At 68.7% G+C, this 13765-nt stretch carries 13 protein-coding genes and 1 riboswitch; of the genes, 3 read left to right on the top strand and 10 right to left on the bottom strand.

The genetic code is table 11. From position 1 onward, the window contains the following. Positions 1-125 precede the first annotated feature (125 nt). The 7 genes from glyA to E3O60_RS08040 form a co-directional block, all read right to left on the bottom strand. A complete protein-coding gene (glyA, locus tag E3O60_RS08070; protein ID WP_279327050.1) occupies positions 126-1424 on the bottom strand; it encodes a serine hydroxymethyltransferase in 1299 nt (432 codons plus the stop codon). Positions 1425-1454: 30 nt separating this feature from the next. Further along, positions 1455-1544: riboswitch (ZMP/ZTP riboswitch) on the bottom strand. A 5-nt stretch (positions 1545-1549) separates the two neighbouring features. Next, positions 1550-1888: a monovalent cation/H(+) antiporter subunit G gene (gene mnhG / locus E3O60_RS08065; protein ID WP_103432207.1), complete on the bottom strand. Its 339-nt coding sequence runs from the start codon at positions 1886-1888 to the stop codon at positions 1550-1552. After that, entirely contained in the window at positions 1885-2157 is a 273-nt protein-coding gene (locus E3O60_RS08060; RefSeq protein ID WP_088457095.1) for a monovalent cation/H+ antiporter complex subunit F, read from the bottom strand. The genes mnhG and E3O60_RS08060 overlap by 4 nt, the downstream gene beginning before the upstream one ends. Continuing rightward, positions 2154-2783, bottom strand: a complete 630-nt coding sequence (locus tag E3O60_RS08055) for a Na+/H+ antiporter subunit E (protein WP_121678497.1) — start codon at positions 2781-2783, stop codon at positions 2154-2156. Before E3O60_RS08055 ends, E3O60_RS08060 begins: the two co-directional genes overlap by 4 nt. Continuing rightward, positions 2780-4339, bottom strand: a complete 1560-nt coding sequence (locus tag E3O60_RS08050) for a Na+/H+ antiporter subunit D (protein WP_088457097.1) — start codon at positions 4337-4339, stop codon at positions 2780-2782. The genes E3O60_RS08055 and E3O60_RS08050 overlap by 4 nt, the downstream gene beginning before the upstream one ends. Next, positions 4339-4839: a sodium:proton antiporter gene (locus E3O60_RS08045; protein WP_088457098.1), complete on the bottom strand. Its 501-nt coding sequence runs from the start codon at positions 4837-4839 to the stop codon at positions 4339-4341. The genes E3O60_RS08050 and E3O60_RS08045 overlap by 1 nt, the downstream gene beginning before the upstream one ends. Further along, complete coding sequence (locus E3O60_RS08040) at positions 4836-7904, bottom strand: Na+/H+ antiporter subunit A (protein ID WP_134497731.1); 3069 nt, start codon at positions 7902-7904, stop codon at positions 4836-4838. Before E3O60_RS08040 ends, E3O60_RS08045 begins: the two co-directional genes overlap by 4 nt. A gap of 243 nt (positions 7905-8147) precedes the next feature. Between E3O60_RS08040 and E3O60_RS08035 the strand changes: the two genes are divergently transcribed. Then, positions 8148-9584 carry an amino acid permease gene (locus tag E3O60_RS08035; protein WP_240632507.1) on the top strand — a complete coding sequence of 479 codons (1437 nt, stop codon included), beginning with the start codon at positions 8148-8150 and terminating at the stop codon, positions 9582-9584. A gap of 92 nt (positions 9585-9676) precedes the next feature. Here E3O60_RS08035 and E3O60_RS08030 read toward each other — a convergent pair whose 3' ends face one another. Next, entirely contained in the window at positions 9677-10945 is a 1269-nt protein-coding gene (locus E3O60_RS08030; RefSeq protein WP_134497729.1) for an MFS transporter, read from the bottom strand. Positions 10946-11180: 235 nt separating this feature from the next. On the opposite strand from E3O60_RS08030, the gene purU reads away from it, so the two are divergent. Together purU and E3O60_RS08020 are read left to right on the top strand one after the other, a co-directional pair. After that, positions 11181-12056, top strand: a complete 876-nt coding sequence (purU, locus tag E3O60_RS08025) for a formyltetrahydrofolate deformylase (RefSeq protein ID WP_103478929.1) — start codon at positions 11181-11183, stop codon at positions 12054-12056. Positions 12057-12077: 21 nt separating this feature from the next. Continuing rightward, complete coding sequence (locus E3O60_RS08020; protein ID WP_134497727.1) at positions 12078-12437, top strand: YrdB family protein; 360 nt, start codon at positions 12078-12080, stop codon at positions 12435-12437. Positions 12438-12440: 3 nt separating this feature from the next. On the opposite strand, the gene E3O60_RS08015 is transcribed toward E3O60_RS08020, so the two are convergent. Continuing rightward, positions 12441-12833: a DUF1761 domain-containing protein gene (locus tag E3O60_RS08015; RefSeq protein WP_134408908.1), complete on the bottom strand. Its 393-nt coding sequence runs from the start codon at positions 12831-12833 to the stop codon at positions 12441-12443. A gap of 55 nt (positions 12834-12888) precedes the next feature. Beyond that, positions 12889-13764 (bottom strand): AraC family transcriptional regulator, encoded by an 876-nt coding sequence (locus E3O60_RS08010; RefSeq protein ID WP_134497725.1) that lies wholly within the window; start codon positions 13762-13764, stop codon positions 12889-12891. Between the last annotated feature and the right edge of the window lies 1 nt (position 13765).

Here is a 13765-nt window from a genome sequence, read left to right as displayed (position 1 = left end):
GGGCCACGCGCCAATCGGGCAGCGGCCCTGCCGGCCCCCGACGCGGGGGCGGCGAAGTGCTGCCGGGTGCGGGCGGTGACGGATGCGCTGACGCTAGTGGCCGCATCCGTCACGACCCGACGGACCTACTGGGACAGGCCGGGGTAGAGCGGGAACGCGTCGGTGAGGCCCTTCACCCGAGCGCGGAGCGCGGGGATGTCGGCGCCGGGCTTGAGCGCTTCGGCGATGACGTCGGACACGACGGTGAACTCGGCGTCGCCGAAACCACGGGTGGCCAGGGCCGGCGTGCCGATGCGGAGGCCGGAGGTGACCATCGGCGGGCGCGGGTCGAACGGCACCGAGTTGCGGTTGACAGTGATGCCCACCTCGTGCAGCGCGTCTTCGGCCTGCTGGCCGTTGATCTCCGAGTTGCGGAGGTCGGCGAGCACCAGGTGCACGTCGGTGCCGCCGGTGAGCACGTCGATGCCCGCCGCGCGGGAGTCGTCGGCGGTGAGCCGGTCGGCCAGGATGCGGGCGCCGCGGAGGGTGCGCTCCTGGCGTTCCTTGAACTCGGGCAGCGCGGCGAGCTTGAACGCGGTGGCCTTGGCGGCGATCACGTGCATGAGCGGGCCGCCCTGCTGGCCGGGGAACACGTTGGAATTGAGCTTCTTCGCCAGCGCGGTGTCGCGGGAGAGGATGAAGCCCGAGCGCGGACCGGCGAGGGTCTTGTGCACGGTGCTGGAGACGACGTCGGCGTACGGCACCGGCGACGGGTGCAGTCCGGCGGCGACGAGTCCGGCGAAGTGGGCCATGTCGACCCAGAGCTTGGCGCCCACCTCGTCGGCGATGGCGCGGAACGCGGCGAAGTCGAGCTGGCGGGGGTAGGCCGACCAGCCGGCGATGATGACCTGCGGCTTGTGCTCGAGCGCCTTGTCGCGCACGACGTCCATGTCCACTCGGAAGGTCTCCGGGTCGACGCCGTAGGCGACCGGGTTGTAGAGCTTGCCGGAGAAGTTGAGCTTCATGCCGTGGGTGAGGTGGCCGCCGTGCGCCAGCTCCAGACCCAGGATGGTGTCGCCGGGGGTGGCGATCGCGGAGAGCACCGCGGCGTTGGCGGTGGCACCGGAGTGCGGCTGCACGTTCGCGTATTCGGCGCCGAACAGGCTCTTGGCCCGGTCGATGGCGAGCTGCTCGGCCACGTCGACGTACTCGCAGCCGCCGTAGTAGCGACGGCCGGGGTAGCCCTCGGCGTACTTGTTGGTGAGCACCGAACCCTGCGACTGCAGGATGGCGCGGGGCACGAAGTTCTCGCTGGCGATCATCTCGAGGTAGTCGCGTTGGCGACCGAGCTCCTGCTCGAGGATCGCGGCGATCTCGGGGTCGACGACCTCGAGGGGCTCGTTGAAGGTGGAGGGTACGGAACTGGTAAGCACACTGTCGGACACGGGAAAACTCCTTGAGACTATCGATGGATGTGTCGTGGCCCAGGCGTGCGGTCACTAACCGTGTCAGTCGCTCCCCGATGGTGACCCATCTTTCGTGCTACGCCAGTCGCGACCCGGCAATACTATCAGCCGCGTGCGTTCCGAAGCTCGTCGATCACGAGCAGATCGGGCCGCAGGTGGTCGGTCTGGTAGGAGGCGCGGGCCACGAGGTGCGCGGCCATCGGAGCGGTGAGCGCCTGGAAGAGCACGATCGCGACCACCAGGGTCACGGTGCCGACACTGAAATTGGTCACCGCGATGTCCAGGGTGACCGCCATGAGGCCGAGGATCTGCGGCTTGGTGGCGGAGTGCAGCCGGGTGAGCACATCGGGGAAGCGCAGCAGGCCGACGCCGGCCGCGAGGCACATCAGGGCGGCGAGAAGCACAAGGACCGCGGTGACCACGTCGCTCCAGAGGGCGTTCATGCGCGGTTCCGGCCGGGCAGGAATCGGGCGACGCTGAGCGAACCGAGCACGGCGAACAGGGCCAGCACCAGTAGCACCGGCAGGTTGTCGGTGTGCCGGTTGAACGCCATCTCGGCGCCCAGCGCGCAGATGATGGTGGCGACGAGCACGTCGGAGGCGATCACCCTGTCCAGCACCGATGGTCCGCGGATGATGCGGTAGACGGCGGCGAGGGCGCCGGCGCCGAACATGAGGCCGGCGACGATCGCGACGATATCCATGGGGGTCATGCCGGGGCTCCGTTCTGGGGGTCTGTGGGGGTGTGCGGCCCGGCCGACCGGTCGAGGCCGTGGCGCAGGTCTTCTTCGGCGCGCACCCTGGAGACCCGCTCGACGTCTTCGGCGGAGCCGAACGCCAGCACGATGCGTCGCTCGGTGGCCAGCACCCGGGCCCGGAACTTCTGGGTCGCCGCCACGTCGTGCATGTTGATCACGTGCAGGTACAGGGTGGAGTCGAGCCGTTCGATGTCGACCACGATGGAGCCGGGCACGATGGAGGTGGCCACGGCGGTCCAGGTGAGGATGAGGTCGCTGCGGGTGCGCAGGTGCACCGCGACGATGGCGTTGCTCGGGGTGTAGGTGGGGCCCAGGGCGAGCCAGGACACGTCGACGGAGGCGCGCACGATGTCGAAGAGCAGCTTGCCGAACAGCCAGGCGCTGCGCCAGAGGTTGATTCGGCCGCTCAGTTGCACGGCCGGCAGGTAGAAGACGATGGAGACGACAGCGGCGAAGATCACCCCGGTGAGCAGGTTCAGCCAGGAGAATTTGCCCCATAGCAGCGCCCAGAGCAGCACCAGGCCGAGGAACAGCGGCAATTGGTTCAGGGCGGCGGCGAGGCGCTCCCGGCGCGCGCTCACGGGGCACCGCCGGGGAAGACGGCGTCGATGTAGGTCGACGGCTCTTCGATGTTCGCGGCGGCGCGGGCGGCGAGGTCGAAGGCGGGGCCGGCGAAGACGGTGAGGCACACCGTGAGCGCCAGCATGGTCGCGGTGGCCGCGGTCATCAGCGGTGATGTGGTCTTGGTCAGCACGGTGCCCTCGTCGTGCGGGTCGTCCTGCAGGGCGCTGAGCATGGCGGAGTCGTAGTTTTCCACGTCGCGACGCGGCCGCCAGAACGCCATGTTCCAAGCCCGGGCCAGCGCGTACAGGGTCAGCAGCGACGTCGCGGCACCGCCGGCGAGCAGCAGGTAGTTCAGGCCCCCGCCGACCTGCACGCCCGCGTCGAACAGGGCTACCTTGCCGAGGAAGCCGGAGAACGGCGGGATGCCGCCGAGGTTCATCGCCCCGATGAAGAACAGGATGGCGACGAACGGGGCGGCCTTGAGCATCCCGCCGAGCCTGGCCAGCGAGGTGGTTCCGCCAATGCGCTCGATAAGCCCGGCGCACAGGAACAGTGTCGTCTGGATCATGATGTGGTGCACGACGTAGTAGATGGTGGCCCCGATCGCCGCCTCGGTGCCGATGGCGATGCCGAAGATCATGTAGCCGATGTGGCTGACCAGGGTGAACGAGAGCAGTCGTTTGATATCGGCCTGGGCCAGCGCGCCGAGTATGCCGATGACCATGGTGAGCAGGGCCACGATCATCAGCGGCACCTGCAGTCGGTTATCGGGGAAGAGCAGCGTCTGGGTGCGCAGGATCGCGTAGACGCCCACCTTGGTGAGCAGTCCGGCGAACACCGCCGTGACCGGGGCCGGCGCCGTCGGGTAGGAGTCCGGCAACCAGAACGAGAGCGGGAACACCGCCGCCTTGACGCTGAAGGCGATGAGCAGCATCAGCCCGAGGATCAGCTGCACGTCGCCGGGCAGCTCCGGGATGCGTTCGGCCAGCAGCGCCAGCGTGACGGTGCCGGTGGCGCCGTAGATCAGGGCGATGGCGGAGAGGAACAGGATCGAGGAGACCAGGCTCACGACGATGTAGGTCACGCCGGCGCGGATGCGTGCACCGGTGCCGCCGAGGGTGAGCAGCACGTAACTGGCCGAGAGCAGCATCTCGAAGCCCACGTACATGTTGAACAGGTCACCGGCGATGAACGCGTTGAACAGCCCTGCCGCCAGGACCAGGTAGGTGGGGTGGAAGATCGACACCGGGGTCTCTTGGTCGCCCTCCACGATGCCCTGGCCGACGGCGAAGAGCAGCACGCCCAGCAGCATCAGCGCCGAGACTATGAGCATGATCGCCGACAACCTGTCGACGACGAGCACGATGCCCCACGGCGCCTGCCAGTCGCCCACGTGCACCACGGCGGGTCCCTGCTGGTCGACGAGCATGAGCAGGATGGCGCTGATCACCACGACGGCCGCCAGCGAGAACACGCTCACCGCCACCTGGTAGCGCGAGCGGCGGCCGAGGGCGAGGGTGAGCGCGGCGCCGAGCAGCGGGATGGCGACCACGAGGGGCACGAGTATGTTCATCAGGTGCCGGCCTCCCGGTCGCTGTTGCCGGTGTTGTCGGCTCCGCTGCTGTCGTCGTCGCTGCCGTCCTCGCTGGCGTCGAGCGACGCCTGCACGGCGGCCTCGTCGTCGGTGGAGGAGCGGAAGGTGACCTCGGAATCCCCGGAGGTCTCCGCGGCGTGCTCGTCGGTGAGGGTGTCGCCCTCGTCGCCGAGCTGGGCCAGCCACCAGGACCGGTAGATCAGCGCGAGCAGCAGTGCGGTGATGCCGAAGTTGATCACGATCGCGGTGAGCATCAGCACCTGCGGCACCGGGTCTGCCATGGTGTCGTCCAGGGACGTGCCGGTGACGATCGGTGAGCTGCCGGGCCGGCCGCTCATGATGAAGATGAGCAGGTTGGTGGCGTTGCCCACGAGCAGGAATCCGATCAGCACCCGGGTGAGGCTGCGCTCGAGCATGATGTAGATGCCCGCGGCGTACATCACCGCCATCACGATCACCAGGGTCAGGGAGGCGCTCATCGCGGGTCTCCTTCCGGTGCGTTACGGCTCTCGCCGGCCGGCTGAGTGATCGGGGCCGTGTCAGGTCCGGTGCCGGGCGCGGGCGCCTCGGCGGGGGTCCACTCCGACGACGCGTCGAAGCCGAGAGCGTCGCCGGCGTCGCTGGAGGCGTTGCCGATCGGTGGCACGGTGGAGTGGTCTTCTCCGTCGTCGCCGGGTTCGTCGAGTTCGCTCTGCCGGTCGATCTCGCTGCCGAGGCTGCGGAGGATGTCGAGGACCAGGCCGATGACCACGAGGTACACGCCGATGTCGAAGATGCTGGAGGTGCCGAAGGAGAGGTGGCCGAGCACCGGCAGGTCCGCCTCGAAGTACGCCGACTCCAGCGGGATCCCGGTGACGAACAGCGATCCCACGGCCGTGCCGACGGCGAGCACCACGCCGAGTCCCAGGATTTTGCCCGGGTCGATCGGGGCGGCTTCGCCCAATTCGTACCGGCCGCCGGCCAGGTACCTGGCCACCAGGGCCAAGCCCGCCAGCAGGCCGCCGGCGAAGCCGCCGCCGGGCAGGTTGTGGCCGGCGAAGAGCAGGTAGATCGACACGATGATGGCCGGGTGGAACAGCAGCCGCACCAGCACCTCGATGATGATCGACCGGTTCTCGGCCGACTGGGTGCGACCGCCGAGCAGCCAGGACTGGCGGGTCACGGCGTGGCCGGCGGAGCTCGCGTGCGGGTCGGCCACGACGCGGCGGCGGTTCTTCGGCTCGCGGCGTTTGCGGGACTCGCGGAGCCTGGGCATTTCTGTGCTGCGACCGGACACGAACAGCAGGCTCGCGACGCCGGTGGCCACCACGATGAGCACTGAGATCTCGCCCATGGTGTCCCAGGCCCGGATGTCGACGAGCATCACGTTGACGATGTTGTTGCCGTGGCCCTCTTCGACGGCCAGCCTGGGCAGTTCCGCGGCGATGCTCTGCGCCTGGCGGGCGCCGAGGGAGATGACCGCGATGGTGCCCATCACGATGCCAACGAGGGCGCCGATGATCGCCCGCCGGCGACGGTGCATCGGGCGGTTGTGCTCGGCGATGCGGCTGGGCAGCCGGCGGAGCACGAGCACGAAGACCACGAGGGTGATCGATTCGACGAGCGCCTGGGTGAGCGCCAGGTCGGGGGCGCCGTGGAAGGCGAACAGGGCGACCAGGCCGTAGCCGGTGACGCCGGCCAGCAGCACCGCGGTCATCCGCTGCCCGACCCTGGCGGCCATCACGGTGGCGATGATCATGACCAGGCCGATGATCACCTGCCCCGGGTAGTCCCAGAGCACGATGGCGTCGGGCCAGGTGCGGTTGACGAAGGACGCCGCGCCCAGCGCGAGCACGAACACCACGAGGATGGTGGACAGGTACTGCGGCAGACCGCCTCGCTGGGCGAGGTGGGTGGTGCGGGCGGCCACCCTGTCGATGAATCGCACGGTGTGGCCATAGCCGTGGCCGGCGTCCACCCAGGCGGGCACGGCGGCCTGCCAGCGGGCCACCCGCTTGCGCTGGGCAAAAATGACCAGGCCCAGCAGCACCACGATCGTGCTGAGCAACAGGGCCGGTTCGAACCCGTGCCAGAGCGCCAGGTGGTAATCGCCGCCGCCGGGCACGGTGTCGGCGTACGCGGCCAGCATCGGGTCGAGCAGCATAACGAATGGGCCCAGCAGCACGGTGGCGACCGAAAGGATGCCGGGGGCCAGAGCGAAGTCCCACCGACTGGCGTGCAGGGGGGTGTCGCTGATCACCGGGCGGGTGCCGAACGCGCCCCAGAAGAACTTGGCGCTGTAGGCGACGGTGAGCACCGAACCGAGCGCGGTACCGGCCAGGGCGATCCAGCCCCAGCCGTCGCCGGCCAGGCCGGCCTCGAGGAACGCGGTGAACACCGACTCCTTGGCGACGAAACCCAGGAGCGGCGGCAGGCCGGCCATCGACGCGACGGCGATGAGGGCGATGGCGGCGAGCGCCGGTTCGCGGCGGCCGATCCCCGAGAGCTTGCGCCAGTCGCGGGTACCGGCGCGGTGGTCGATGATGCCGACCACGAGGAACAGGGTGGCCTTGTACAGCGCGTGGGCGAGCAGCAGCGCCGCCCCGGCGAGGGCAGCGTCGCGGGTGCCGAAGCCGACGACGACCATGAGGAAGCCGAGCTGGCTGACGGTGCCGTAGGCGAGCATCAGCTTGATGTCGTGTTGGCGCAGCGACCGCCAGGCGCCGACGAGCATGGTCCAGATGCCGATGGTGACCAGCACCGGCAACCAGCCCGGCGAGTCCGCGTAGCCAGGCGCGAACCGGGCGGTGAGGTAGATGCCGGCCTTCACCATCGCGGCGGCGTGCAGGTAGGCGCTCACCGGGGTGGGCGCGGCCATCGCGGCGGGAAGCCAGAAGTGGAACGGGATCAGAGCCGACTTCGACAGCGCACCGACCAGGATCAGCAGCACCGCCCAGATCGCGATCGGGGTCCCGCTGGGTTCGGCGACGATCGCGGCCAGCGAGGTGGTGCCGGCGTCGACGGAGATCATCACAACGCCGATGAGCATCACCAGGCCGCCGAAGGTGGTCACCAGCAGGGCCTGCAGGGCGGCACCGCGGCTTTCCCGTTTGGTCGTGTAGTGCCCGATCAGCAGGTAGGAAAGCACGCTGGTGATCTCCCAGAACATGAACATCACCAGGATGTCGTCAGCGGTGACCAGACCGTACATGGTTCCAGCGAAGGCGAGCAGCAGCGCGGCGAACCGGCCCAGGCTGGGCTCGTCGGCGTCGAAGTAGCGAGCGCAGTAGATGAGCACCAGCGCACCGACACCGGTGACGACGAGGGCCAGCAGCCACGCGAGCGCATCCACCCGGAAGGACAGACTGATGCCCAGCTGCGGGATCCACGGCAGGCTCTGGGTGACGGCGCCGCCGACGGTGACCACGCTCGTCTGGGTGAGGGTGTAGCCGAACGCCACAGTGGGCAGGATGGCCACGACATAAAAAACGCGCAACCCGATCAGGCGGGTGAGCGTGGGAGTGAGAACGGAAACGAGCAGGAAGACCAGGAGAATTGTCGCCATGGGGCCTCCCGGCTCTCTGTAAAAGAGTGTCGTCTCTACGGTCAGAGTGTCGCTGCCCAGTCTACAGGAGGGGTCTTTCGACCCTGACCGTTGAGCATCCGTCGACTAGTGTTGCCGCAAACCCCAGATCGGATGCTCCACGTGACCACTCGCACCACAGGGCCTGACCGCCCCGAGAACTCGCCCGCACGCACCAGCGCCACACCGCACCGCTCCGGCCACGAGGAAACCCCGCTCGAGCACATCGACGACGCCCTGAGCGTGCACGAGGACCAGGGCCTGCACAAGGGCCTCAAGGCCAGGCACGTGCAGATGATCGCGATCGGCGGCGCCATCGGCACCGGCCTGTTCCTCGGCGCGGGCGGCCGGCTGGCCATCGCCGGTCCCGCCCTGGTGTTCGTGTACGCGATCTGCGGCTTTTTTGCGTTCCTGATCCTGCGGGCGCTCGGCGAGCTAGTGCTGCACCGGCCGACCTCCGGCTCCTTCGTGTCGTATGCGCGGGAGTTCTTCGGGGAGAAGACCGCGTTCGTGACCGGCTGGCTGTACTGGCTGAACTGGGTGATGACCGCGATTGTGGACGTGACCGCGGTGGCGCTGTACATGAACTTCTTCGGCAAGTACTGGGCCCCGTTCGGCGACGTGCCGCAGTGGCTGTTCGCGCTGCTGGCCCTCGCCGTGGTGCTGGGCCTCAACCTGCTCTCGGTGAAGGTGTTCGGTGAGCTGGAGTTCTGGTTCGCCCTGATCAAGGTCGTCGCCATCGTGGTGTTCCTGATCGTGGGCACCTGGATGGTCATCTTCGGCACCCCGGTGGAGGGCGCGACGGTGGGCTTCTCCCTGATCGCCGACAACGGCGGCTGGCTGCCCAACGGCCTGCTCGCGTCGGTGCTCGTGGTGCAGGGCGTGGTCTTCGCCTACGCCTCGATCGAACTGATCGGCACGGCCGCCGGCGAGACCGAGAACCCGGAGAAGGTGATGCCCAAGGCCATCAACACGGTGATCGTGCGCATCGCGGTCTTCTACGTCGGGTCGGTCCTGTTGCTCTCGCTGTTGTTGCCGTACACGGCATACGAGGCCGGCGTGAGCCCCTTCGTGACGTTCTTCGGTTCGATCGGTGTCGAGGGCGTCGACGTGATCATGAACCTCGTTGTCCTCACCGCAGCGCTGTCCTCGCTGAATGCCGGCCTGTATTCCACCGGACGCATCCTCCGGTCGATGTCCCTGGCCGGGTCGGCCCCCCGGTTCGCCGACAAGGTGAGCCGCAATGGGGTGCCGTTCGGCGGCATCCTGCTCACCGGTGTCGTCACCCTGCTCGGCGTGGCCCTGAACGCGCTCGTTCCCGACGAGGCGTTCGAGATCGTGCTGAACATGGCCGCGATCGGCATCATCAGCGCCTGGGGCATGATCGTGCTCTGCCAGCTGCGGTTGCAGGCGTGGGCGAAGGCGGGCATCCTCACCCGGCCGGCGTTCCGGATGCCCGGTGCCCCGTTCACCGGGTACCTCACGCTGGCCTTCCTCGCGACGGTGCTCGTGCTGATGGCGTTCGACTGGCCGGTCGGCACCCTCACCATCAGCTCGCTCGGCCTGATCATCCCGGCGCTGATCCTGGGCTGGTTCGCCTGCCGTGGCCGGATCCTCGAGATCGCGGCAGCTCGGCCGCCGCTGCCCACCGCCAAACGCTAGGCCGGTCTGCCCCGCCAACTGTTGCCCGTGCGGACAAGTGCACCCGGTATGCCGGGCGCACTTGTCCGTTTCGGCACCAGTTGCGGCGGGGCTCAGACGGCGCGGCGGCGGATGACGATGTCGCTGAACAGCACCAGGGCCAGGGACAGCAGGATGATGGCCACGTACACGAACGGCACCGTGCCGAGCCCCACCCGGTCCAGCAGGAACGCTCCCACGAACGCGCCCAGGCCGATGCCGATGTTGAAAGCCGTGGTGTACACGGCGCTGGCGGTGTCGCGGATGCGCACCGACGCGGTGTGCAGCAGCCGGGTCTGCAGCAGCGGCGGGAATGAGCCGAACGCCAGGCCCCAGACCAGGAACGCGATGATCGCCACGGGCAGCACCTCGGTGGACAGTGCCAGCACGCTCACGCTGACGGCGGTGACCGCCAGGCCGAGCACCAGGCCCAGCTGCGGGCGCTTGCTGAACACCACCCCGCTGATGAACAGGCCGATCGCCCCGGCGATGCCGTAGGCGAAAAGCAGGGGTGCCACGGCGTCGCTGCCCACGCCGAGGGTGTCGCTGAGGAACGGGGCGATGTAGGTGTAGAAGGTGTAGTGCCCGATCATGGTCAGCGCCGTGATCACGCAGACCAGCGCGACGGCGCCGATCGTGGCATCCCGCGGCAGCTTCGCGGGCAGCGTGACCGTGCCGGTGGCCGTCGTCACGGGCTGTGCCGGCTTGGCGTTGTAGTGGTCGACCTTGGGCAGGAACTTCCAGATCACCACGGCGCCCACGAGCATCAGCCCGGCGAGCACCACGAACGAGAGCCGCCAGCCGAGCAAGTGGCCGAGGAAGGTGCCCAGCGGCACCCCGAAGACGAACGCCAGTGTGCCACCGGCGATGGTGATCGAAACCGCGCGGGCGATCTGGTCCCTGGGCACGAGGTGCGCGGAGTACGCGCCGACCACGCCCCAGAACAGGCCGTGCGCCAGCCCGCCGATCACCCGGGAGATCACCACGAAGGTGTAGTCGGGGGCGATCGCGGTGAGCACGTTGCTCAGCGCGAACACGACCAGGACCATCAGGATCAGCCCGTGCCTGGGCATCCGGCGGGTCAGCAACGCCAGCGGCGTGCTGGTGATCACGACGGTGAAGGCGAACCAGGACACGAGCAGCCCGACCTGGGACTGGCTCACGCCCAGCGAGCTGCTCATTTCCGGCAGCAGGCCGGTGGGCAGCATCTCCGAGGTGACCGAGAGGAACACAGCGGCGGAGAGGGCGATCAGGCCGATCCAGGGGAACGGTCCGGTGGGGGCTTTTTCGTTCGGACCGGGAACGCCGGTCGATGGCAGCGTGATGGGCGCGGTGAATGACATGGGTGCTGTGGCTCACAGACAGGATGCCGCTTGCCCGAGGCCAACGGCTGTCACGGCTGGCTGCGCGGGGTTCTTCAAGCGGTGCGCGCCGACGTGCGCGCCCGGGGCCGGTGAGATTCCGCCGACCACGGACTAGCTTAGCCGAGTGAGCCCGCAAACGACAGGGTCGCCCGGCGCAACCGGCCGGCCGGCCGCTGATGCCGGTGTGCACCGGCAGTCCCGGTAATCTGGTTCGATGAACACCAGTCTTCCGGCTCCCGTGCACCACCACCACCTGGTCGTCACCCTCGTCTGCCCCGACCAGCCCGGTATCGTGCACGCCGTCAGCGGCGCGATCGTTCAGGCCCGTGGCAACATCACCGAGAGCCAGCAGTTCTCCAGCGCCGACACCGGCCGGTTCTTCATCCGTCTGCAGGTGGAGTCCCCCGCGAACCGCGACGAACTGCAGGCCGCGCTCGCGCCGATCATCGAGCGGTACGCCATGGCATCCGTCATCGACGTTGTCGGGCGGCCGCTGCGCACCCTGGTGCTGGCCTCCACCGCCGGGCACTGCGTCAACGACCTGCTCTTCCGCCAGCGCGGTGGCCAGCTGGCCGTCGAGGTGCCGCTGGTGCTCAGCAACCACGGCACCCTGCGCGACCTGGTCGGGTTCTATGGCGTGCCGTTCGAATCGCTGCCGATCACGGATGCGGCCAGCAAGGCCGCGTTCGAGGCTCGCGTGGTCGACGCCGTCGAGGCGAACGACATCGAACTGGTGGTGCTGGCCCGGTATATGCAGATCCTCTCCCCCGAGCTGTGCGCGTATCTCGAGGGCCGCGCGATCAACATCCACCACTCGTTCCTGCCCGGCTTCAAGGGGGCCAACCCGTACAAGCAGGCCCACGCCCGCGGTGTGAAGCTCATCGGCGCCACGGCGCACTTCGTCACCAGCGACCTGGACGAGGGTCCGATCATCGAGCAGAACGTCGTGCGCGTGGATCACTCCCGCACCCCCGCCGAACTCGTCGCGATCGGTCAGGACGAGGAGAGCCGCACACTCACCCAGGCGGTGAAGTGGTTCGCCGAGAACCGGGTGCTGCTCGACGGAGCACGCACCATCATCTTCAAGTAGCCCGGTCGGTAGGATTGGCGGGTGAACGACACCCGCCCCACCCCGACCATCGGCGCCAACGACATCCTGCGTTTTGTGCTTGAACTGTTCGCCTTCGTGAGCCTGGCGCTCTGGGGGTTCCTGGCCTGGCCGCTGCCGTGGCCGGGCATCCTGGTGGGCATCCTCGCGCCGGCCTTCGCGATCCTGGTCTGGGCGCTGTTCCGCTCGCCCAAGGCCGTGTTCCGGCTCGACCCGTTCGGCAAGGCGATCGTGGAGATCTTCGTGTTCGGCGCCGCGGCGTTGGCCTGGTGGGACCTGGGCCAGCCGATTGTTGCCGGCGTCTTCGCGGTGGTGGCCACCGTCAGCGGTGTGCTCTCCGGCCGCAAGGAGCTCAGCGCCTGAGCATTACTGCAGCAGACCGATGATGGCGCCCATCACGGTGAAGGACACCACGTTGTACGACCCGTTGATCGCGAACAGCACGAGGCTTCTCCGTTCGAACAGATAGTTCACGCCGAAGGCTGCGGCCACGAACGTCGAGCCGGTCGCGAATCCGGCGAACGTGCCGAAGCCCGGCCCGTTCGAGCCGATGAACACGGCCAAGCTGATCGCCATGACGATCGCCAGGATCGCCGAACCGATGAAGACCCGCGCGGTGCCGTGCTTCAGCTGTTCGTCGGTGACGCCCGCCGCGCGCTGCCACGGGCGGGCGAACACCACCGAGTACCAGAGCCCGCCGATCACGAACGACGAGAGTGCGGCCAGCGCGACCGCCAGCCAGTTGAATGACACGTCCATGTCTACTCCCGGGATACCTGGTCCCGGCCACTCCGGGACACTGTCACGCTAACCATCAGGGCGCGGTGCGTCTTGTAGAAAATTCCGGCACCGTCGGCGACGGCACACCCTCCGGCTCATCCAGCGGCACGAAGGCGGCGTAGTCCACACCGAAGCGGGTGACGATGTCGAGGTACCGGCTGGGCGAGAAGCCCGTGAACGCCCGGAAGACCCTGATGAAATGGGGCTGGTCGTAGTACCCGGACGTGGCCACCAGATCGGCCCAGCTGGGCATCGGCCCCTGCAACGGCAGTGCCTGGATGAACTGGCGGAACCGGACGATGTCCGCGTAGGCCTTGGGGGTGACCCCGCACCAGGACTTGAAGTCGTCGATCAGGCGGTGGTGGCTGAGCCCGGCGGCCGCCGCGATCTCCGGCACCGGCGCATCCGGGTTCTGGTGGATGCCGGCCCAGGCCCGCAGCACCGCCGGCGGCGCCGAGCCTGGCCGTCGCCGGGCGCGCAGGTGGTCGATCAGCAGCGCCACCGCCACCGCCGGGTCGGGGGCCCGCCGCGCGGTCTGCCGCAGCGCGTCGGTGTCACCGAGCAACCCCTGGCTCTCCCGCACGGTGCCGGTCAGCTCGTCGGCGGGCAGATCGAGGAACCTGGCGGCGGCGAACGGCGCCAGCTCGGCGGCGACGTGCCGGATCGCCGACGGGCTCTGGGTCATCAGGAACCGTGGCTGCAGCCCGGACAGGAAGCCCGCCCCGAGCGTGCGCGCCGCGCCGGTCTCCAGGTCGAACACCCGATACGGGTCGGACAGGTTAAGGATCAGGTGCAGGGCGGGCTGCGGGAAGATGCGCTCGTAGCGTTGCTCCGCGGGCTGCTCGAGGTACCACAGCCGCAACACGTCCGGGGCCAGATCGGCCGGCGCGGGCACCTCGAGGTAGGCCATG

Source organism: Cryobacterium sp. TMB1-7, assembly GCF_004402435.1.
Taxonomy (GTDB): domain Bacteria; phylum Actinomycetota; class Actinomycetes; order Actinomycetales; family Microbacteriaceae; genus Cryobacterium; species Cryobacterium zongtaii.
Note: the sequence above shows the minus strand (reverse complement) of the source record. Positions and strands in the feature narration are given on the sequence as shown.

What these genes read in the sequence shown, in the direction of transcription:
- mnhG (WP_103432207.1), bottom strand. Translation starts at nt 1,888, where the DNA reads ATGAACGCCCTCTGGAGCGACGTGGTCACCGCGGTCCTTGTGCTTCTC.
- E3O60_RS08060 (WP_088457095.1), bottom strand. Translation starts at nt 2,157, where the DNA reads ATGACCCCCATGGATATCGTCGCGATCGTCGCCGGCCTCATGTTCGGC.
- E3O60_RS08050 (WP_088457097.1), bottom strand. Translation starts at nt 4,339, where the DNA reads ATGAACATACTCGTGCCCCTCGTGGTCGCCATCCCGCTGCTCGGCGCC.
- E3O60_RS08045 (WP_088457098.1), bottom strand. Translation starts at nt 4,839, where the DNA reads ATGAGCGCCTCCCTGACCCTGGTGATCGTGATGGCGGTGATGTACGCC.
- E3O60_RS08040 (WP_134497731.1), bottom strand. Translation starts at nt 7,904, where the DNA reads ATGGCGACAATTCTCCTGGTCTTCCTGCTCGTTTCCGTTCTCACTCCC.
- E3O60_RS08030 (WP_134497729.1), bottom strand. Translation starts at nt 10,945, where the DNA reads ATGTCATTCACCGCGCCCATCACGCTGCCATCGACCGGCGTTCCCGGT.
- purU (WP_103478929.1), top strand. Translation starts at nt 11,181, where the DNA reads ATGAACACCAGTCTTCCGGCTCCCGTGCACCACCACCACCTGGTCGTC.
- E3O60_RS08015 (WP_134408908.1), bottom strand. Translation starts at nt 12,833, where the DNA reads ATGGACGTGTCATTCAACTGGCTGGCGGTCGCGCTGGCCGCACTCTCG.
- E3O60_RS08010 (WP_134497725.1), bottom strand. Translation starts at nt 13,764, where the DNA reads ATGGCCTACCTCGAGGTGCCCGCGCCGGCCGATCTGGCCCCGGACGTG.